Source organism: Candidatus Photodesmus blepharonis, from assembly GCF_000731795.2.
In the GTDB taxonomy this organism is placed as follows: domain Bacteria; phylum Pseudomonadota; class Gammaproteobacteria; order Enterobacterales; family Vibrionaceae; genus Vibrio; species Vibrio blepharonis.
In genome coordinates, this window is record NZ_JGVK01000027.1 from 77611 (window position 1) to 98649 (window position 21039).

Sequence of the window (21039 nt, forward strand, 5' to 3'; positions counted from 1 at the left end):
TTTTTAAAAAATGTAAGATTCTTCCGTATTAACTATTCAATTAATAGTAAACAAATGTTGCTAAAAGAAACACCAATTCTCTACATAGTCCCTACTCCTATTGGAAACTTAGAGGACATTACGAAACGTGCTGTTAAAATCTTATCAAGCGTAGATCTTCTTGCTGTTGAAAATACTCGGCACTCAAGCAAGCTATTGTCTCACTTTAGTATAAAAACTAAAACTTTCTCTTTGTGTGATCACAATGAACAACAAAAAGCACAAATTTTAATTGAACGATTATTAGAAGGAAAATCTATCGCGCTGGTTTCTAATGCTGGTACTCCATTAATTAGTGATCCTGGTTATCGTTTAGTCAGCAAATGTCGTCAGATAGGTATTAGGGTTGTACCATTGCCCGGTGCATGTGCGGCGATTACAGCGTTAAGCGCATCAGGTCTTCCATCTGATAGATTTAGTTTTGAAGGATTTATACCCATAAAAAGAAAAAGTCGTAGAGATAAATTTTTTCAAATAGCTAAGGTTAATCGTACTTGTATTTTTTATGAGTCACCACATCGTATCATTCAGTCTCTTGAAGATATGTTGGATATTTTAGGCTCAAAAAGAGAAGTAGTTTTAGCTCGCGAGTTAACAAAAATTTTTGAAACTATTCAAAGTATGCCTCTGGGTCAGCTGATTGAATGGATTAATAAGGATCTAAATCAACAACGTGGTGAGATGGTATTGCTAATTCGCGGGTATTCTTCATCAAATGATTATTTAGGAAATGAAGCTATAAGGATACTAACTATTTTAAACCAAGAGTTACCATTGAAAAAAGCGGCGGCGATAGCTGCGAAAATTTGCGACTCAAAAAAAAATGCATTATATCAATGGGGATTAGAAAATTTAAAGAATTAGAGCAATTGCTGGTGTTTTTCAACAGAAATGATTTTCTGTAATTCTTTGGGTAGCAGTTTGCCTTTATTATCATTTTCCTCATGAAGATCTCTAATATCTTTAGGTTTTAGGACGAGTTTACGTTTTTCTGAATAAAGTGTGATTGATTCCCCTTGAGATAATACGATTAGATGAGAGATAAAATTACGGCATCCTTTTGATGATTTGTTATTTGGAACCTTGATGATTTTATTTCCTTTGCCTTTAGATAATATTGGTAAAGATTTCGCTGATAGAAGTAATATTCTGCCTTGATTAGTTATGGCTAAGATTTCATCAGAATCCAAGCTATTGATTTTGTTTGGAATTATCATTTTAGAATTTTTTGGTAAATAAACTAAAGTTTTTCCAGATCGATTTTTAGATAGAAAGTTTGTACCTTTACATATAAAAGCGTAGCCTGCATCGGATCCAACAAGCCAAAATTGTTCGTCTGTGCTCATGATTATTTGGCGTATTTTAGTGGGTGTATTGATGTTTAAACGACCGGTAATTGGTTCACCTTGGGTTCGTGCTGATGGTAAAGAGTTAGGTTCGAGAGAATAACTACGTCCATCATTACTAAGGAAAATGATATGTTGATTGCTTTTGCCGTACGCGTGAGTAAAATAGCTATCACCTGATTTATATTTTAAACTTTTTGTATTTATATCGTGTCCTTTTGCATAACGAATCCAACCTTTTTCTGAAAGGATGACTGTAATTGGTTCAGTAGGTGCTAAATTAGTTAAAGTAGAAATTGTCCCTTTTACTGTACTTTGAACAATAGGAGAACGTCGTTCATCACCATACTTTTCAATATCAACCTTAATTTCTCTCTTTATTAATGTATTTAATCGTTTTTCAGAAGCTAATAATTGCTTTAGTTTTTCGTGCTCTTTCCTAAATTTATCTTGTTCGTTACAAATTTTTTCTTCTTCTAGTTTAGCTAGGTGACGAAGTTTAGTATCGAGGATTGCATCAGCTTGAATGTTCGAAATTTCAAAACGTTTTGTTAGTATACCTTTTGGCCTGCTTTGTGTTCGGATGATTTCAATCACTTCATCTAGATTAAGGTAGACAACTAGCAAACCTTCCAAGATATGCAATTTATTTAAGACATTGTTTAATCGATGCCGTAAACGCAAACGAACTGTTTTACGACGAAATTCAACCCATTCAGATATTATCTGTATTAGACCTTTAACCTGAGGACGGTTATTTAAACCAATCATGTTTAAGTTAACGCGATAACTTTTTTCTAGGTCGGTTGAAGTAAATAAATAATTCATTAGTTGATCGCAATTGATACGATTGGAACGAATGGCGATAACAATACGGGTAGGGTTTTCGTAGTTTGACTCATCACGCAGATCATCAATCATTGATAGTTTTTTGGTACGCATTCGTTCAGCAATTTGCTCAAGCAATCTAGAAGAAGATACTTGATGAGGTAGAGAAGTAATAATTATCTCATTTTTTTCTTGATGCCAGACAGCACGTGCCTTGATACTACCACGACCAGTTCGATAAATTTTTTCAATATCAAACTTTGAAGAAATAATCTCTGCCTTTGTCGGATAATCTGGACCTTTGATGTGTTTCATAACATCTGATAGTCCTAATCTAGGATTATCAATAAGAGCAATAGTTGCTTTAGCAATTTCGTGTACATTATGAGATGGAATATCCGTAGTCATACCTACAGCGATTCCAGTTGCACCATTTAACAAGATATTAGGGAGGCGCGCTGGAAGTATCCTCGGTTCTTTCATGGTACCATCGAAGTTAGCTTCCCATTCAACAGTGCCTTGATGTAATTCATCTAGCAAAACTTTAGAAAATCTTGATGATTTTGCTTCAGTATAGCGCATTGCTGCAAAAGATTTTGGGTTGTCTGCTGCTCCCCAGTTTCCTTGACCATCGATGAGTGGATAACGATAAGAAAAGGGTTGAGCCATAAGTACCATTGCTTCATAACAGGCCAAGTCACTGTGAGGATGATATTTGCCTAATACATCACCAACAGTACGAGCAGACTTCTTATACTTCGATTCTGATGAAAGACCTAGTTCTGACATTGCGTAAATGATACGTCGTTGAACTGGTTTTAAGCCATCGCCAATATGTGGTAAGGCACGATCCATAATTACGTACATGGAATAGTTTAAGTAAGCCTCTTCAGCAAATTTATGCATTGGAAGTTTTTCAGACATCTATTTTATTACCTTAGCCATATTTCCATGTTGCTGTAGCCAAATGCGACGATCAGCCGCATGTTTTTTACCAAGTAGCATATCCATCATTTTATCGGTAACTTCATTATCATTAATTGTTAGTTGGATAAGACGACGAGTATTCGGATCCATAGTTGTTTCACGGAGTTGAAATGGATTCATTTCACCTAACCCTTTAAAGCGTTGTATATTAATTTTGTTTTTTTTATTTAATTTTTTTAATACAGCATCTTTTTCGTTAGAATCTAAGGCATAGAAGACTTCTTTTCCAGAATCAATTCGGTATAAAGGTGGCATAGCTACATACACATGACCCACCTCGACGAGAGTTCGAAAATGACGTGTGAACAAACCACATAACAAAGTGGCAATATGAAGTCCATCCGAATCTGCATCAGCCAAAATACAGATTTTTCCATAACGTAGTTTATCTAAGTTATTACTATTAGGGTCAATTCCTAATGCAATTGAAATATCGTGAATTTCTTGGGAAGCAAGTATTCGTTCTGGGGAGATTTCCCATGTATTTAAGATTTTGCCTCTCAATGGCATTACTGCTTGATATTCACGATTACGAGCTTGTTTAGCAGAACCTCCTGCTGAATCGCCTTCCACAAAAAAAATTTCAGTTCGGTTGAAATCTTGTATAGAGCAATCAGTTAACTTACCAGGAAGGGCTGGACCAGATGCTATTTTTTTTCGAATAACTTTTTTGCTTTTTTGAATGCGACGATGAGCGTTGAGGATGCAAAGTTCAACCAAGAGTTCTGCTAATTTTGGTTTTTCATTAAGCCATAAGCTGAAGGCGTTCTTTACAACGTTCGAAACAAAAGATGTGGTTTGACGAGAGGATAAGCGTTCTTTAGTTTGACCTGAGAACTGTGGGTTTTGCGTTTTAACCGATAAAATATATGAACAGCAGTCAAAAACATCGTCACCGGTAAGTTTGACAGCACGGGGAAGCAAGCTACGAAACGCACAAAATTCACGGATTGCATCGAGCAAACCTTGACGTAAACCATTAACATGAGTGCCTCCCTGCAAAGTTGGAATTAAGTTAACATAACTCTCAGCGACTGTTTTTCCACCTTTTGGTTGCCAAATAAGAGCCCAATGTACTACTTCTTTTTCTACAGTACACTCACCGGTGAATGGATTTTCAGGTAATACTGCATGGCCTTTTATTTCCTTGATTAAATATTCTTTTAAACCATCTTTGTAAAGCCATTTATATTCATTATTATTGACCTTATCTGAAAATGAAATTTCAAGTCCTGAGCATAATAATGCTTTAGCTCGAAGATTTTTGATTAGATGCGTAGTTGAGAAATCAACAGAATCAAAATAGCTCTTATTAGGCCAGAAATGAACTTTGGTTCCTCTATCGTCTGAACTACATTGTCCTACGATAGTAAGCTCTTCTACTTTATTACCGTCTTTGAATGCCATCTCGTACACTTGGCTATTATGATAAATACTCACTCTAATGTACTTGGAAAGTGCGTTGACGACTGAAATTCCTACTCCATGCAATCCGCCCGAAAATTGATAGTTTTTATTAGAAAATTTGGCACCAGCATGTAATCTACAAAAAATTAGCTCTACGCCAGAAATTTTTTCTTTTGGATGAATGTCTATGGGCATGCCACGTCCATTATCAATAACTTCGAGAGACTGATCAGAATGAAGAATTACCTGTACTTTAGAAGCATATCCAGCCAATGCTTCATCAACACTATTGTCGATAACTTCTTGAGCTAAATGGTTTGGAGTAGCTGTATTTGTATACATTCCTGGTCGGTGGCGTACCGGATCTAAGCCCTTTAGAACCTCAATGGCTTTGGCGTTATATTTTTGAGTCATAGTATAAAATAGTGACAAAACTCCTATTTCACAAATTACCAAGCAGTGTTCCGTGCTTTGATGTAAATTTTCATTTGCTTGTTGGAGAAAAATTAAGTAGTAAATTCTAGTCAGATAACAAAAGATTTCGTTTCTTGGATAATTTTATTTCTTCAACTTCGTCAATAATGCGCTGTAAGGCAACTACTTTTTCATCTTCATTAGTACGAATTAATGTAACGCCTTGGGTATTACGAGCAATCTGGCTAATTTCAGATACACGAGTGCGAACCAAAGTACCAGCATCAGTGATCATCATTATTTCATCATTTTCTCCAACTTGAACAGCACCTACTACAGAGCCATTGCGTTCAGAAATTTTAATAGATACAACACCTTGAGTCGCTCGACTTTTTGTAGGGTATTCAGATAACTCAGTACGTTTTCCATAGCCATTTTGTGTTACGGTCAAGATGTTACCTTCATTTGAAGGAACGATCAATGAGACGACTTGATCATTATCAGCTAATTTTATACCACGAATACCTGCTGCAGTACGTCCCATTGCGCGAACTTTTTTTTCGTTAAAGCGAACCACTTTCCCCATTTTTGAAAATAGCATGACATCACTTTCCCCATTTGTGATATCCACATTAATGAGTAAATCGCCATCGTGTAAATTAATCGCAATGAGGCCATTAGAACGTACATTAGCGAATTGATCCAACGGAGTCTTCTTCACTATACCATCGTTTGTTGACATGAAAATAAATTTCTCAGAATTAAATTTGGACACTGGTAAAATTGCAGTAATGCGTTCGTTTTTCTCTAAAGGAAGGATATTAACAATTGGTTTGCCGCGTGCTATACGGCTAGCTAATGGTAATTGATAAACTTTCAGTCGGTATGCTTTTCCACGAGTGGAAAAGCACAGAATGCTGTCATGAGTATTTGCTATAAGAAGACGCTCAATATAATCTTCTTCTTTCATTTTTGTTGCACTTTTGCCTTTGCCACCTCGGCGTTGTGACTCGTAATCGCTTAATAATTGATACTTAACATAACCTGCATGAGATAGTGTTGCAATAATATCTTCGCAGGCAATTAATTTTTCCATATCGATATCATGAATAGCAGTTGTAATTTCTGTACGACGGTCATCACCAAAAATTTTACGAACCAGCTTTAATTCTTCAGAAATGATCTCCATTAAACGCTTAGTACTTGTAAGAATATGTTTTAACTCTTTTATTTCACACAAAAGTGTTTTATATTCTTTTAGAATCTTTTCATGTTCCAGAGCGGTTAGCTTATGTAAACGTAGATCTAGAATTGCTTGCGCCTGTATTTTCGTCAGAAAATATTGCTGATTATGAATGCCGTACTGTTTTTGTAACCAATCTGGTCGAGCCTCATGAATATCAGTGTTTGCAAGCATTGTTGCAACGTTACCGAGATGCCAACCACGAGCAACCAATCTAGTTTTTGCTTCTGCTGGTACTTCTGTATGACGAATTAGTTTAATTATTTCGTCAATATTTGCTAGGGCTAAGGCTAATGCCTCTAAGATATGAGTACGTTCGCGTGTTTTTTTTAGTTCAAACATAGTGCGACGGGTTACAACTTCGCAACGGTGATCAATAAAATGTTTCAACATATCCTTCAGATTAAATAGCTGTGGTTGACCATTACCATTTAGTGCAACCATGTTGATTCCGAAGGTTGTTTGGAGTTGCGTATGAGCATAGAGATTATTTAAGACTATTTCTCCTAATGCATCGCGTTTACATTCAATGACAATGCGCATGCCGTCTTTATCAGATTCATCGCGCAATGCGGTGATGCCCTCTACTTTTTTATCTTTAACCAACTCTGCAATCTTTTCAATTAAGCGAGCTTTGTTTACTTGATATGGAATTTCTGTAACAACAATGGTTTCTTTGCCGTTTTTTTCAATTTCTATTTTTGCTTTTGAGCGTATATAAATTTTACCACGACCAGTTGTATAAGCATCTATAATGCCTTGATCACCACTTATTGTCGCGGCAGTCGGAAAATCTGGACCTGGAATATAGTTCATAAGTCCGTCAACAGTGATTTCATCATTCTCGATGTAAGCTAAACAACCGTTAACTACTTCCATTAAATTATGTGGAGGAATATTGGTTGCCATTCCTACTGCAATACCAGAAGTTCCATTTACTAATAAATTAGGAATTTTTGTGGGAAGGACTGAGGGAAGTTCCTCTACACCGTCATAGTTAGGTATATAATCTACGGTTTCTTTATCTAGATCTTCCAATAATGTATGGGCAATTCTTGCCATACGAACTTCAGTATAACGCATTGCTGCTGCTGAATCGCCATCTATGGATCCAAAATTACCTTGACCATCTATCAGCATATAACGTAATGAAAACGGCTGAGCCATGCGGACAATCGTATCATACACTGCACTATCGCTATGTGGGTGATATTTACCGATCACATCTCCCACCACGCGGGCAGATTTCTTATATGCTTTGTTCCAATCATTACCTAGTATATTCATCGCAAATAAAACGCGTCGATGCACTGGTTTTAATCCATCACGTACATCTGGTAGAGCGCGTCCTACAATAACTGACATTGCATAATCTAGATATGATCCCTTAAGCTCATCTTCGATGTTTACAGGCGTAATTTCTTTGCTTGGTTCGCTCATAGAGCCGTTGTTTCCTTATTGGATAAAAATCGATAGTTAAACGAAAAATTCTAGTATAATAGATCAAGTCTAGCATTATTTTTTTTATATCTTGTAGCAAGGTTGTGAGATTGATTATAAATTCCACTTTTTTTAAAAAAATATCTTGGAACGTTGCTAGAATCTCAAAAAAAATTAGTTGCGGAATGATACCTTAGGTATATGAATAAAAAAGCTGTAATAAAAAAAGGAAATATTAATTTCCGCGAAGTGAAAAAATTTGAGGAAATATCCCCTCATTGGTGGAATGTCGAAGGAAAATTCAAGCCGCTTCATCGAATTAATCCTTTAAGACTCGATTATGTGTTAGAAAAAACAAATGGATTATTTAGTAAAAAAGTACTCGATGTTGGTTGTGGTGGTGGGATTTTTTCTGAAAGTATGGCAAAAGAGAGTGCTGAAGTTACTGGGCTTGATATGGGAAAGAAATTGTTGAAGATCGCTCGTTTGCATGCCTTAGAGACGGGAGTCAGTGTGAATTATATTCACAGCACAGTAGAAGCCCACGCTTGTAAGCACACGGGCATCTACGATATTGTGACATGTATGGAAATGTTAGAACATGTTCCAGATCCGTTTTCAGTGGTGTTTGCATGTTCGAAGTTAGTCAAATCTGACGGTCACGTATTTTTTTCGACTCTCAACCGAAATTTAAAATCTTACTTGTTCGCTGTTATTTTTGCTGAAAAACTATTTAAAATTATTCCAGAAGGAACCCATAGTCATAGAAAATTTATTCGTCCGTCTGAACTTATGCGAATGATTGACAGAACGGATCTCCAGGTATCAGGGATCGCTGGGTTGCATTACAATCCAGTTACCGATAATTGTAGGTTTAGTAGCAGTGTTGATATAAATTATATCGTTCATTGTCAAAAGTTTTAATTTTGATAAGATTACAAGCGGTCGTCTAGAGTACATTGCTGAGGTATATTATACTCCTTCGTTATTTTATGTTGATTGTTTAATTCTCAATTAAGTTTTGCATCCATCTTTTACTTTTCATCCGATGTAATGAACCAGTCCACTTGATTATTTCTTCTGTTAAAAAAAGCAGGTAGATCCATTCAGGTGGTAAGTTTAGAACAGTAGCAGAAAAGGCAGATAATGGAATGCTAACCAGCCATTGTACGATCAAGTCTTGGTATAAACAAAACTTGACGTCGCCGCCCGCACGGAGTATGCCAATGATAACAATCATAGGAATGGAACGAAGAACAATACCAAGACTTAATATGATGATAAATTTTTCGGCTAATGCTCTTGTTTCTGTGGTTAACGCACTGAATAAATTAAGGATTGGGATGTGAAGTAAATACAGCGTAATTGAGACTATGATACCAAGCATCAAATTAAGAGCGGTTAATCCTAGAGCTTGGTAGTAGATTACGTCATAATTTTTAGCTCCTAGTTGGTTGCCTACTAGTACTGCGGCAGCGTTTGACATGCCAATTAGTAATGTTAGCGAAATGGATTCTATCGGTATCATAACTGAAAGTGCGATTAAACCTTGAATACTCGATCGACCCATAATTGCATGGTAGGCAAATAGACCTGCTGCCCACACGAAAAAATTAAATGTTGTAGGTAAAGATAGTTTGAGAAATCTGATTATCTTCTTCCATTCTATGGCTTGAGTGATGTCATAAACCCTAAAAGCTAAAAGGTGTTTTTTCGCATATAAATAACCGTATAGTGTTAGTACTTCAATTATGCCACTGAACACTGTTGCAATTGCTGCTCCTTCAACACCCATAGGTTGGACGCCAAAATTTCCTAGAATAAATATCCAGTTTAAAAAAATATTAGACAAAATACCAATTCCGCTAAAGAACGTACTGATGCTGGGTTGATGTATTGTACGTAATCCAACAGACATACTTGCAATACAAGCAATCGCGAACATGTTTACAGCTGTAACGGAGAGATATTGACTACCCAAAGCTTTTACTTTTTCAGAGCTTGTTGTTAATAACATAACTTGGTTAGGGAATAGAATGAAAAAAGTAGCAATTAATGCTGCAAACAACATTGAAACTAACCAAGTTAATGCTGTGCTCTCACGGACTCCGTTTTCATCACCAGCTCCCCAATATTGGGCAGTTAAAAGCGATCCGCCTGTTGTCACGCCAATTAATACGACTGTAGTAATAAACGTTGCTCTTGCCGCTACTCCAATAGTTGCAATTTCTACTTCTCCCAATTTTCCTATCATTAGTAGATCAACTAATCCTCGGCTTGAAAACATGATGCTTTGAAGTGTAATGGGTATTGCTATTGTAATAACACTACGCAGAAAATTACCTTTAGTATGAAATAGTATTTTGGAAAATAAAGACAAGCTATAACTCCAAGAGATTAGATAAAGACAAACGGTTTAGCTTTTATTTATAATCATACGATTGATATTGTAGTATCTACAAATTCGAAAGTATTATAATGTCAGGTTAACCAACATTTTAGTTATTTTCTGAATTGGTTGAAGTTTTATTGAAATAATTTTTGCAGAAGAATAAAAAAATTTATCATATAAGCGAATAAAATCACTAAGTATAGTACTGTTCGATTTGGCAGTTTAAACAAAAAGCATAATGCCCTTTAGGATCATTAAAGTTTTGTAGAAGATTTGCATATCTAGTCATTTGATCTGTGAGTGGTTTTATCGGGCTTGATAATATGTCTAAGTTATTAAATTCTAGACTTATTTTTATCTGCCTCATAATATCCTGAAAAAATTGCTTAGTTGGGGATAAAAATGCTTCTTCAATTCGGTACACTCTGTAAGTTTCAAGTTCAGCAAGTTTTGCAGCCTCAATAATTGCATCGTCAAAATTACCAATCTGATCAATTAAACCAAGTTCCATAGCATCTTCCCCGGTCCAAATTTTGCCTTGAGCGAGATTACCCATTTTTTTGAGCGTAATATTACGATTTTTGCTAACTAGAGTAACAAAACGTTGGTACCCATGCTCAATTTCCATTTGAAAGACATCAGAGGCTGGTTGAGAAAGTCCAGTTGTTACCCCAACGTCTGAGAATGGATAGGTGCCAACACCATCAGTATGAATTCCCATTTTTTTGAGGATTTTTTCAAAGGTAGTAATTATACCAAAGATACCGATCGAACCTGTCAATGTAGTTGCTTGAGCAATGATCTTATTAGCACTCATAGAGATCCAATAGCCACCGGAAGCAGCAATGCTAGACATCGAAACTACTACCGGTTTGCCTGCATGTTTTAGTGCTTGGATTTCGTTGCGAATAACCTCAGAAGCAAACGCACTGCCACCTGGACTATCTACACGCAGCACAACTGCTTTGATATTGCGATTGTTTTTTGCTTGTTGGAGTAAAATAGCTATTGTATCACCAGCGATTGTACCTCGTATTTGAGAACCATTCACAATAGTTCCGCTTGCAACGATCACAGCTACACCATCAGTTTTGGTATCTATCTTAATTGGAATTGTTGTAATGTAATCATAGTAATCTATCGCATTATAGCTATTTTTATCATTTTCACCAAATATTTTAGTTAGTTCGGAACAGATTTGTTGACGGGTTGCAAGTTCGTCAACCAAACCAAATTTAAGTGATAAAGCTGCCATATTTCCATCAACGCTTTTTAGTTCAGCTAAAAAATTCTCTGTAGTTGGCTTTAATATTTCGCTTTTGATCTTACGATTTTTGGAAACATCGTCTACATACTTATCCCATAACTGATTTAGCCAATGAGATGTCGATTTTTTTACTGTATCTGACATGTCATCACGGATGAACGGTTCAACGGCTGATTTGTAAGCACCAACACGAAATACATGGGCATTGATGTTTAGCTCTTTTAAGAATGTTTTGTAGTACATAGAGTAAGATCTATAACCTTTAATTGAGACGCCACCTTCTGGAGCTAAATATACTTTGTTTGCATAGCTTGCTAAATAGTATTGACTTTGGGTATAAAAATCGCCTACGGCATAAATGGGTTTTCCTGATGATTTGAATTCGTTTAGCGCTGAAGCAATATAACGTAATTTAGTTATGTTAGTTTCCTGCATATCACGCAATGCCAGCACAATCCCGGAGATTTGGTTATCTTCTTTTGCGTAGCGAATAGTATTGACTAAGTCAAATAGTACGTTTTCTTTAGGGAAATCGTTACTAAAGAGTGATCCTGCTAAAGAATCCATTGCTTTTGCATAACTACTGCGCTCAACAATAGGTCCAGATAGATTAAGTACTAAGGCTGATTTCTCTTGAATTTTGGGAAGCGAAGGATTCAAACTCATGTAGGCGAAGTATATCAAACTCGAGAGTAAGGCTAAAAAAAACAAATTAGCAAGGGTAAGACGAATTAAAGTTATGGTTTTCCAAGTTCCTTTTGCGACTGAACTGGCAATTCTACAAACATTCTTCATCCTATCTCCATCATTATTTATTCATCAGATTTAACATGCTTACTGTTATAGTTACAGTTAAGCAAGAACTCTAATATGCTTTTATACACTTAAACACTCACGAAATTTAACGGTTTAAAATTTTTTATTTTCCATCTGGTGTACTTGAAAACACCATACTTTGGAATTGCAATAGTTCATACATCAAATCCTATCAATACGAATCATTGAAAATTTTTCTTAGCGAAAAATGCACTTAAATATCGATTAGAATTGAGAAACTTACACCACGACGCTAATAGCTATATAGGACGTCCGATTTTGAAGTAGTTTAAAACGAATATTAGGTGTAGTACTTCCTTATGTCAGAATGAACAAATCTTTTCAAGCATATATTCGTTCGCATTCCTAGTTGCATCGAAAAATTGTAACCGCAATTATAGGTTTTAAGTATGGTTTTTTCTAATTTTTAATAGATAAGTTCGGATTTAGTTGAAATTCATTATTTTTGCTGGTTGTTTCTGTACTAAATTTGTGTTCCTAATGATATTATGACTACACAGTTGAAATTTGAGACGTTTTTTTAAAAAAACAAATTAATAACAGGTGTTGTTATAGCTAGATGGATGTCTTGGTTTCATGCTTTTTCTACATTTATATCCAAGTTTGGTTTAGTTGTTAGGGGAATGCCCCCATCAACTTCTCCTTAAATGCTGAAACAGTTTATATTTTTCAAATTTTTATTTCGATCGAGTCTTTGTTGTAATTTAAGGAATTTATATTTGATAATATAATGTTTTCTCATTTCAAAGCTAATCTAGGATTGAGTTATAAGAAAGGTAAAAAATATGACTTTGATAAATTTTTTCAGGAAAATAAAATAGAATGAACGAACAACTTACTGTTACTAAACGTAATGGTTGTAAAGAAATCATAGATCTTGACAAGCTGCACCGCGTCATTACATGGGCTGCGGAAGGACTGCAAAATGTTTCTGTATCGCAAGTAGAACTAAGAGCTCATATTCAATTTTATGATGGTATTACCACTTCAGATATTCATGAAACTATTATTAAATCTGCAGCCGATTTAATTTCAGAAGAAACACCTGATTACCAATATCTAGCAGCACGTTTGGCTATTTTTCATTTACGAAAAAAAGCTTATGGAAAATATGATCCACCAAAACTCTATGATCATGTTGTAGAATTAGTAGGTATAAGGAAGTATGACAAACACTTATTAGAAGATTATTCAAAAGCAGAGTTTGATGAACTGAACAGTTGCATTGATCATAAACGTGATTTAAATTTTTCGTATGCTGCTGTAAAACAGCTAGAAGGTAAATATTTTGTACAAAATCGTGTTTCAGGTGAAATTTATGAAAGTGCACAATTTTTGTATATTTTGGTATCAGCTTGCCTGTTTGCTAATTACCCAAAGAAAATACGCTTGAGTTATGTCAAGCGTTTTTACGACGCGGTTTCATTATTTAAGATTTCTTTGCCTACTCCCATCATGTCTGGTGTACGTACTCCCACACGTCAATTTAGCTCGTGTGTTCTGATTGAATGCGGTGATAGTTTGAATTCTATTAATGCGACGGCAAGCTCGGTTGTACGCTATGTGTCACAACGAGCGGGAATCGGCATCAACGTTGGGCGTATTCGTGCTCTTGGTTCTGAGATTCGTGGGGGTGAGGCATTTCATACTGGTTGTATCCCATTTTATAAATATTTCCAAGCAGCTGTGAAGTGTTGTTCTCAAGGGGGGGTGCGTGGTGGTGCTGCGACTCTATTTTACCCGTTATGGCATAGTGAAGTTCAATCTTTGTTAGTATTAAAGAATAATCGCGGTGTTGAAGAAAACCGTGTTCGTCATGTGGACTACGGTGTCCAACTAAGTAAATTGATGTACTCTCGTTTACTTCAAGGAGGAAATATTACTCTGTTTTCTCCTTCAGATGTTCCTGATTTGTACGAGGCTTTTTTTGAAAATCAAGATAAATTTGAAAGTCTTTATATTAAGTATGAAGGTCTTGTTTCAATTAAAAAGGAAAGCGTTCGTGCTATCGAATTGTTTTCTTTGCTTATGCAAGAACGCGCATCAACTGGTCGTATTTACATTCAGCACGTCGATCATTGTAACACGCATAGTCCATTTAATTCAGAGGTCGCTCCTATTCGTCAATCTAATTTATGTCTTGAAATCACTCTGCCAACAAATGCATTACTAAATGTTCAGGATAGTCAGGGTGAAATTGCGCTATGCACACTTTCTGCCTTTAATTTAGGTGTTTTGGAATCACTGGACGATTTAGAAGAGCTTTCTGATTTGGTGGTTCGTGCTTTAGACGCGTTACTTGATTATCAAGATTATCCCTTACCAGCAGCATATAAATCAACAATGAACCGTCGCTCACTGGGAATTGGCGTCATTAATTTTGCCTATTATCTAGCTAAGAACGGCGTTAAATACTCTGATGGAAGCGCAAATGATTTAACTCACCGTACCTTTGAAGCTATCCAGTATTACTTACTGAAGGCATCGGTTGCGCTGGCTAAAGAACAAGGTAAATGTCCGTTATTTAATGAGACAAATTATTCAAAAGGCTTGTTGCCTATCGATACCTATAAAAAAGACGTTGATTTAGTTTGTAGGGAACCATTATATTACGACTGGAGTGGTTTACGAAAAGATATTACAAAGTATGGTCTACGTAATTCTGCTTTGACTGCATTAATGCCATCTGAGACATCGTCTCAAATTTCTAATGCAACAAATGGTATTGAACCCCCACGCGGATATGTATCCATTAAAGCATCAAAAGATGGCATCTTAAAACAAGTGGTTCCCGATTTCTTCAACTTAAAAGAGGAATACGAGTTATTATGGAATATTGGCTCTAATGACAATTATTTGCACTTAGTTGGGATTATGCAAAAATTCGTGGATCAAGCCATTTCTGCTAATACAAATTATGATCCAAATATTTTTCCTAATGGTAAAGTGCCAATGAAAAAGCTACTTCAAGATTTACTCACTGCATACAAATTTGGTGTAAAAACGCTTTATTATCATAATACACGTGATGGAGCTAATGATGAGCAACCAAGTCCAGTAGTGGTGCAGGGGAATGATTGTCAAGATGGTAGTTGTAAAATTTGATGAGCCATAAACAAAGGGGAATAATTCTACTCCAGCTTCCATTTTATTTACAAAAGAGAGTGATACACTATGGTTTATAGCACTTTTTCTCAAAAGCATAATGATCAATTAAAAGAACCAATGTTTCTTGGTCAATCTGTAAACGTGGTTCGTTATGATCAACAAAAGTTTGAGATTTTTGAACAACTTATTGAAAAGCAGTTAAGTTTTTTTTGGCGTCCAGAGGAAGTAGATGTCTCTAATGATCGTATTGATTATAATGGGTTGCCAGAGCATGAAAAACATATTTTTATTTCAAACCTTAAGTATCAAACATTACTCGATTCAATTCAAGGTCGCAGTCCAAACGTCGCACTACTTCCGTTAGTATCATTACCTGAAGTAGAAACATGGATTGAAACATGGTCGTTTTCTGAAACAATCCATTCTCGTTCATATACACACATTATTCGTAATATTGTGAATGATCCTAGTGTTATATTTGATGATATCATTCAAAACGAGCATATTTTAAAACGTGCGAAAGACATTGCATATTATTATGATAGCTTGATTCAAGCGACAAATGATTATCATCGTTATGGTGAGGGCATCCATAAAGTCAACACAAGAAGTATTGTAGTTAGTTTAAATGATTTAAAGCGAAAGCTCTATTTATGTTTGATGTCGATAAACGCACTTGAATCAATACGTTTTTATGTAAGTTTCGCTTGTTCTTTCGCTTTTGCAGAACGTGAACTGATGGAAGGTAATGCAAAGATAATTAAATTAATCGCACGTGATGAAGCTTTACATTTAGTTGGTACGCAATATATGCTGAATCTTCTTCGTCATGGTCAAGATGATGTCTCCTTTATTAAAATTGCTAAAGAATGCCAAAAGGAATGTTTTAGCTTATTTAAAAAAGTTGCAGAGCAAGAGAAGGAATGGTCTGAATACTTATTCCAGGGTGGTTCAATGATAGGTTTGAACAATGATATACTTTGTCAATATATTGAGTATATTACAAATCTTCGCATGAAAGCTGTTGGTCTGGATTCCGCTTATCCAGCAGCGAAATCCAATCCTATTCCCTGGATTAATGCCTGGCTTTCTTCAGATAATGTTCAGGTTGCTCCACAAGAGGCAGAAATTAGTTCATATCTCGTTGGTCAAATTGACAACGAAGTTCATGCCGATGATTTGAAAGGATTTGAGTTATAACGTTGAGTTTAATTCAGTTTATGGAGATTTAGGTACATTGTCGTTCTTCCTGTTATAGGTTTCCTAGTATCACAACAGTTACTTTGTTAGATATATAGATCGACACCAAATAGCTGGGCTAATTCTTCTTTGTGAGCTTGATTGACAATTCCAAGATATACTTGTATTGCTTTGTATATATTTTCTTTAGGTGAGTCATATTGGACTTGGTTTTTCCAAGTTTTTAGTTTCTCAATACTGCTGATTGAGCCTGAAGTGATATTCATTGGCTGATCAACAAGTGTGCTATCTTGCTTTTTACTAGCTTTGTTTTTTTTAGCAGTTTTTGTTACTTTGTTGTTTTTATTTACATCTAATACCCCTACTAAAGCAGGTAACTTATTGATTGAATGCATGATACCCCTTTAAAATAAAATCATTTTTTTAAAATTATGTCACGTAAATACACGGGATTTGCTTGTTCGGCATCTGTTGCGTTGCCTTTCAACAATTCAAATTTAGCTAAATAGGCAATATCTTGGGCCTGTGAGTAAAGTATCTGACTATTTTGATAATTTTTTATAAACTTGCCTAGTTTTTTAGGGTATGTACTCCAACCTGTGCCTGCTGTTCCCCAAATTAGCTTGTCATTAAACAAGTGTTTTGTTAAATCGCCAAGCGAGATTACGCATTCAGTATCAACTTCTTTCCAATTACCGTCTTCTTGATGAGTAAAGCATCCCCAGTACACTTCGTTCATACGTGCGTCTATTGCACAAGCTACCCGAGTTAGACCAAGTTGGCGATATGCACTCTGAGCTATCGCCTTCAAGTTCGAAATGCCAACCATTGGTAGATTTTCAGCAAATCCCAGTCCTTTAGCGATACTAACTCCAATTCGTATACCAGTAAAACTACCTGGTCCACGATTATACGCAATCGCATCGATTTCGGATAAATTGACATTGGCTTCCTTTAGTACTTCGTCAACCATAGGTAGGATTTTCTTAGCATGCTGTTGTGGGGAAATTTCACTACGAGTATAAAGTTTATTATTTATCGAAAGAGCAACAGAGCACTCTTCGGTCGCCGTACTTAAAGCAAGAATTTTTGTATTCATTTGATTATATAGCTAAATTTAAATTTTTTTATAAATGGTGTTTTTCAGGACTGAAATCGGTTAAAATTACGAGTCGGTTTTCTTGTATTTTGCCTTTAAGTTAATGATTTAGTCAAACTTTTTAGCAAAACTAAACGCTGTTATTGCAGTTTGCTATCAGGGTTTCTAAAAATGCTTTATTTAGTCCTAGAGAAATGCATCAGCAAAAATATGTTAATTTGGATCTCAGTATTTTAATCAATCTTTAACTTAGAGCTTCAAACTGTTTGCTTCTAGGTGCCTTTTGACAAAAAAGTTTTAAATAAGGAGCAATGTTTGATATGGACAAAGTATTCATCGAACAATTAGAGGTAAGTACTAGTATTGGTGTATATGACTGGGAACAAAAAATTAAACAAAAGCTTGTTTTAGACATTGAAATGGCATACGACAATCGGCTTGCAGGCAGAAGTGATAACATTGTTGACGCATTGGACTATTCTAAAGTCAATGAGTTAATTTCAACTCATATTGAAAGTGGCCGCTTTTTTTTAATTGAACGAGTAGCAGAAGAGGTTGCAGAGTTAGTTATGGCCTATTTTTCCGTATCTTGGATCAGAATTCGTCTGCTTAAACTTGGAGTAATTCCGAAAGGAAAAGGAGCAGGTGTGGTGATCGAACGTAGTAAGCGTAGGATGTAGAAGCGTGCTACGATTTCTGCTATATCAGTGTTAAGAAGGAAATTGTAGATTGTTAGCTAAACTCAACGCTATATTTGATAAAAGCATTTATATATCAAAAATCTTGTTGCTTATACGTATTATTAAATTCACTGTTTTAATATTGGTAGATCTTGTAAATTTCTTACGTTGGGAGTCTGTTAGTAACAGTACAATTTGCTATGTAAAAATTTATGCAAATTTTCTTGAAATTAGTTTCAATGTGCATTATCCCTTTAAGTCTGGAACACAGTCAAATGAATTACTTTGAAGTTTTTTTACTAGCTTTGATTCAGGGTTTTACTGAGTTCTTGCCTATTTCTAGTTCTGCTCACTTGATTTTACCTTCGATTGTTTTTAATTGGCAGGATCAAGGTTTGTTGTTTGATGTAGCAATGCACATGGGAACGTTAGCAGCAGTAATAATTTATTTTCGACAAGAAATTGTCCTGTTGTTTGAATCCTTTTTAACTTCTATCCTATTAGGTGACTCAAATAAAGAATCCAAATTATTTTTGATGGTTATATTATCAAGTGTTCCAGCCTGTATTTTTGGATTGTTTATTGAAGATATCATTGAGCTGTACTTGCGTAACGTACAGGTAGTTGCGATTAACACTGTATTTTTTGGTTTGCTGCTTTGGTATGTAGCTAATAATGTTAGTTGTATTTATCATGAATATGAAATAGATTGGAAAAAATCACTGTTTATTGGTATCTCACAAGCATTAGCAGTAATTCCTGGTGTCTCTCGTTCTGGTATAACTATTACTGCTGCATTATATCTAGGTTTTACATATAAAGCTTCTATTCGTTTCTCTTTCCTTATGTCTATCCCAGTTATCATGTTAGCCAGTGCCTATTTAGGTTTAGAATTTGTTACAAGTGAAGAGTTTGTTCGTAAAGACCTTTTATTAATTGGTGTTTTAACATCATTTACTAGCGCTTATATTTGTATTCATTTTTTTTTAAAACTTGTTAATTCCATTGGTATTACACCTTTTGTAATTTATCGTTTGATTCTCGGATTTTTTTTATTTGCATTTCTATTTTTGAATTGATCCGAAATATTATAGGTATTGCCTAGTGTTCCTCATCGCGTGACTTCTCCACAATATTATACGATAACTCAATGCGAATTTTTACTTTTATCCTAGTGTTTTTGTTTTGTTGGTTGCAATATGCATTTTGGTTTGATAAAAACGGGATGATTGATTTTCAAACTGTGAGTAATGAGATTCAAGCTCAAAATCAGATAAATATTAGTCTTCAGATGCGTAATGCTGAGATGTTTGCTGAAATAGATGACTTACGTCGAGGGTTTAACGCGATTGAAGAACGTGCAAGGTATCAGCTCGGTATGGTAAAAGAGGGGGAAACTTTCTATCGCCTAGTCATAAAGGAAGTAGAAATAGGATGAAGTTATTGGATTCTATTGTAGCTGTTGTGCCTGCTGCAGGTGTTGGAAGTCGTATGAAGATTGACAAGCCTAAACAGTATTTAACACTTTATAGAAAGACTATCCTTGAGCATACAGTAGAAAAATTGTTAAGTCACCAATGTATAAACAAAGTAGTTGTTGCGATTGCTGATTTTGACCCTTACTATTCAAGTCTGTTTATGGTAACAAATCCTAATATTATTCGTGTTGCAGGTGGTAAAAAACGGGTTAATTCAGTACTTTTAGGGATTAAACATGTACAAGAATATCAGCTGTCTGAGTGGGTTATCGTTCATGATGCAGTTCGTCCTTGTATCCAATTGTCGGACATAGATAAAGTCATTGCAAGTGCGCTAAAGCATGATGTTGGTGCTGTTTTGGCTTTGCCTGTTCGAGATACAATCAAGCGGGCAAACAAAGAACAAAATATTCGCTATACTGTGAATAGGGAAAAGTTATGGCATGCTTTAACTCCACAAATGTTCAAAGTCGAGATCTTACTTCATGCATTAAATAATGCTTTAGATTCTGGAGCTGTTGTCACTGATGAATCGTCAGCATTAGAATTGTTAGGGAAGCAACCTGCGTTGGTTTTAGGTCGGACAGACAATATAAAAATTACTTACGTAGAAGATCTTAATTTAGCTAAATGTTATTTATTTCAAACATAAAGGTTGTAATGAGAATTGGTCATGGTTTTGATATTCATAAATTCGGTGGTAAAGGTCCAATTACCCTTGGTGGAGTCTCAATTCCTTATGAATGTGGTTTAATTGCTCATTCAGATGGTGATGTAGTCTTACACTCTTTATGTGATGCATTGTTAGGTGCAATTGCTGCAGGTGATATTGGTCATTTTTTTTCTAACAAAGATGACAAGTGGAAAAACGCTGATAGTTGTGAATTGCTCAAAGATGTATATCATAAGGTTCGTAATCAAGGCTATGTACTAGGTAACGCAGATATTACTGTTATTGCTCAATATCCGAGGATAATATCTTATATTAGGTCGATGCGTGAAGTTATAGCAAAGAATCTTAAAGTACATGTCAAAGATATTAATGTGAAGGCAACAACAACTGAGGCTTTAGGTTTTATTGGACGTAAAGAAGGTATCGCGTCTGAGACGGTGGTTTTGCTTGTTCGTAAATAGTTTTCTTGTAATATAAATTGCCTGTATCCTTTTTTGTTGCGAGATATTGTAGAAATAGAATGCATTATCCAATGTTTTTCTAGGCACTATTGGAATCAGAGAATATAAAATTTTCCAAAAATTGTATGAGCCAGATGATT

Annotated in this window: 16 protein-coding genes; 9 read left to right on the plus strand and 7 right to left on the minus strand. The window is 35.4% G+C overall.

Annotated elements, in window-relative coordinates; all coding sequences use genetic code 11:
* Positions 1 to 54: 54 nt before the first annotated feature.
* Positions 55 to 903 carry a 16S rRNA (cytidine(1402)-2'-O)-methyltransferase gene (gene rsmI / locus CF67_RS03360; protein WP_034414431.1) on the plus strand — a complete coding sequence of 283 codons (849 nt, stop codon included), beginning with the start codon at positions 55 to 57 and terminating at the stop codon, positions 901 to 903.
* Here rsmI and parC read toward each other — a convergent pair.
* From parC to gyrA, 3 genes are all read right to left on the minus strand, one after another.
* Entirely contained in the window at positions 900 to 3137 is a 2238-nt protein-coding gene (parC, locus tag CF67_RS03365; RefSeq protein WP_034414433.1) for a DNA topoisomerase IV subunit A, read from the minus strand. The genes rsmI and parC overlap by 4 nt on opposite strands.
* On the minus strand, positions 3138 to 5021 hold the full coding sequence (parE, locus tag CF67_RS03370) for a DNA topoisomerase IV subunit B (protein ID WP_034414436.1): 1884 nt from the start codon (positions 5019 to 5021) through the stop codon (positions 3138 to 3140).
* 106 nt (positions 5022 to 5127) lie between these two features.
* Entirely contained in the window at positions 5128 to 7704 is a 2577-nt protein-coding gene (gene gyrA, locus CF67_RS03375) for a DNA topoisomerase (ATP-hydrolyzing) subunit A (RefSeq protein WP_052538089.1), read from the minus strand.
* Between the two features lie 201 nt (positions 7705 to 7905).
* On the opposite strand from gyrA, the gene ubiG reads away from it, so the two are divergent.
* Positions 7906 to 8628 carry a bifunctional 2-polyprenyl-6-hydroxyphenol methylase/3-demethylubiquinol 3-O-methyltransferase UbiG gene (gene ubiG, locus CF67_RS03380; protein ID WP_034414439.1) on the plus strand — a complete coding sequence of 241 codons (723 nt, stop codon included), beginning with the start codon at positions 7906 to 7908 and terminating at the stop codon, positions 8626 to 8628.
* Between the two features lie 79 nt (positions 8629 to 8707).
* On the opposite strand, the gene CF67_RS03385 is transcribed toward ubiG, so the two are convergent.
* Together CF67_RS03385 and sppA are read right to left on the minus strand one after the other, a co-directional pair.
* A complete protein-coding gene (locus CF67_RS03385) occupies positions 8708 to 10084 on the minus strand; it encodes an MATE family efflux transporter (protein ID WP_034414441.1) in 1377 nt (458 codons plus the stop codon).
* A 205-nt stretch (positions 10085 to 10289) separates the two neighbouring features.
* Positions 10290 to 12158 carry a signal peptide peptidase SppA gene (sppA, locus tag CF67_RS03390; protein ID WP_034414443.1) on the minus strand — a complete coding sequence of 623 codons (1869 nt, stop codon included), beginning with the start codon at positions 12156 to 12158 and terminating at the stop codon, positions 10290 to 10292.
* 864 nt (positions 12159 to 13022) lie between these two features.
* On the opposite strand from sppA, the gene nrdA reads away from it, so the two are divergent.
* Together nrdA and nrdB are read left to right on the plus strand one after the other, a co-directional pair.
* On the plus strand, positions 13023 to 15305 hold the full coding sequence (gene nrdA, locus CF67_RS03395; protein ID WP_034414446.1) for a class 1a ribonucleoside-diphosphate reductase subunit alpha: 2283 nt from the start codon (positions 13023 to 13025) through the stop codon (positions 15303 to 15305).
* 69 nt (positions 15306 to 15374) lie between these two features.
* A complete protein-coding gene (nrdB, locus tag CF67_RS03400) occupies positions 15375 to 16508 on the plus strand; it encodes a class Ia ribonucleoside-diphosphate reductase subunit beta (RefSeq protein WP_034414447.1) in 1134 nt (377 codons plus the stop codon).
* A gap of 86 nt (positions 16509 to 16594) precedes the next feature.
* On the opposite strand, the gene CF67_RS03405 is transcribed toward nrdB, so the two are convergent.
* Together CF67_RS03405 and tsaB are read right to left on the minus strand one after the other, a co-directional pair.
* Complete coding sequence (locus tag CF67_RS03405) at positions 16595 to 16903, minus strand: hypothetical protein (RefSeq protein ID WP_034414449.1); 309 nt, start codon at positions 16901 to 16903, stop codon at positions 16595 to 16597.
* Between the two features lie 20 nt (positions 16904 to 16923).
* Positions 16924 to 17607, minus strand: coding sequence for a tRNA (adenosine(37)-N6)-threonylcarbamoyltransferase complex dimerization subunit type 1 TsaB (tsaB, locus tag CF67_RS03410; protein ID WP_034414451.1), 684 nt, complete (start codon positions 17605 to 17607; stop codon positions 16924 to 16926).
* A 320-nt stretch (positions 17608 to 17927) separates the two neighbouring features.
* Here tsaB and folB point away from each other — a divergent pair, with 320 nt between their 5' ends.
* From folB to ispF, 5 genes are all read left to right on the plus strand, one after another.
* Entirely contained in the window at positions 17928 to 18287 is a 360-nt protein-coding gene (gene folB, locus CF67_RS03415; protein ID WP_034414453.1) for a dihydroneopterin aldolase, read from the plus strand.
* Positions 18288 to 18562: 275 nt separating this feature from the next.
* Positions 18563 to 19366, plus strand: coding sequence for an undecaprenyl-diphosphate phosphatase (locus CF67_RS03420; protein WP_034414456.1), 804 nt, complete (start codon positions 18563 to 18565; stop codon positions 19364 to 19366).
* 71 nt (positions 19367 to 19437) lie between these two features.
* Positions 19438 to 19725 (plus strand): cell division protein FtsB, encoded by a 288-nt coding sequence (ftsB, locus tag CF67_RS03425; protein ID WP_034414459.1) that lies wholly within the window; start codon positions 19438 to 19440, stop codon positions 19723 to 19725.
* Entirely contained in the window at positions 19722 to 20417 is a 696-nt protein-coding gene (gene ispD, locus CF67_RS03430; protein ID WP_034414461.1) for a 2-C-methyl-D-erythritol 4-phosphate cytidylyltransferase, read from the plus strand. Before ftsB ends, ispD begins: the two co-directional genes overlap by 4 nt.
* Positions 20396 to 20899 carry a 2-C-methyl-D-erythritol 2,4-cyclodiphosphate synthase gene (gene ispF / locus CF67_RS03435; protein ID WP_034414462.1) on the plus strand — a complete coding sequence of 168 codons (504 nt, stop codon included), beginning with the start codon at positions 20396 to 20398 and terminating at the stop codon, positions 20897 to 20899. Before ispD ends, ispF begins: the two co-directional genes overlap by 22 nt.
* The last annotated feature ends 140 nt before the right edge of the window (positions 20900 to 21039 follow it).

Bases quoted from the DNA above. Each gene is read 5' to 3' on its own strand.
- ispD (WP_034414461.1), top strand. From the start codon at position 19,722: ATGAAGTTATTGGATTCTATTGTAGCTGTTGTGCCTGCTGCAGGTGTT.
- CF67_RS03420 (WP_034414456.1), top strand. From the start codon at position 18,563: ATGAATTACTTTGAAGTTTTTTTACTAGCTTTGATTCAGGGTTTTACT.
- parC (WP_034414433.1), bottom strand. From the start codon at position 3,137: ATGTCTGAAAAACTTCCAATGCATAAATTTGCTGAAGAGGCTTACTTA.
- ispF (WP_034414462.1), top strand. From the start codon at position 20,396: ATGTTATTTATTTCAAACATAAAGGTTGTAATGAGAATTGGTCATGGT.
- ftsB (WP_034414459.1), top strand. From the start codon at position 19,438: ATGCGAATTTTTACTTTTATCCTAGTGTTTTTGTTTTGTTGGTTGCAA.
- tsaB (WP_034414451.1), bottom strand. From the start codon at position 17,607: ATGAATACAAAAATTCTTGCTTTAAGTACGGCGACCGAAGAGTGCTCT.
- ubiG (WP_034414439.1), top strand. From the start codon at position 7,906: ATGAATAAAAAAGCTGTAATAAAAAAAGGAAATATTAATTTCCGCGAA.
- rsmI (WP_034414431.1), top strand. From the start codon at position 55: ATGTTGCTAAAAGAAACACCAATTCTCTACATAGTCCCTACTCCTATT.
- folB (WP_034414453.1), top strand. From the start codon at position 17,928: ATGGACAAAGTATTCATCGAACAATTAGAGGTAAGTACTAGTATTGGT.
- parE (WP_034414436.1), bottom strand. From the start codon at position 5,021: ATGACTCAAAAATATAACGCCAAAGCCATTGAGGTTCTAAAGGGCTTA.
- nrdB (WP_034414447.1), top strand. From the start codon at position 15,375: ATGGTTTATAGCACTTTTTCTCAAAAGCATAATGATCAATTAAAAGAA.
- CF67_RS03405 (WP_034414449.1), bottom strand. From the start codon at position 16,903: ATGCATTCAATCAATAAGTTACCTGCTTTAGTAGGGGTATTAGATGTA.
- gyrA (WP_052538089.1), bottom strand. From the start codon at position 7,704: ATGAGCGAACCAAGCAAAGAAATTACGCCTGTAAACATCGAAGATGAG.
- nrdA (WP_034414446.1), top strand. From the start codon at position 13,023: ATGAACGAACAACTTACTGTTACTAAACGTAATGGTTGTAAAGAAATC.
- sppA (WP_034414443.1), bottom strand. From the start codon at position 12,158: ATGAAGAATGTTTGTAGAATTGCCAGTTCAGTCGCAAAAGGAACTTGG.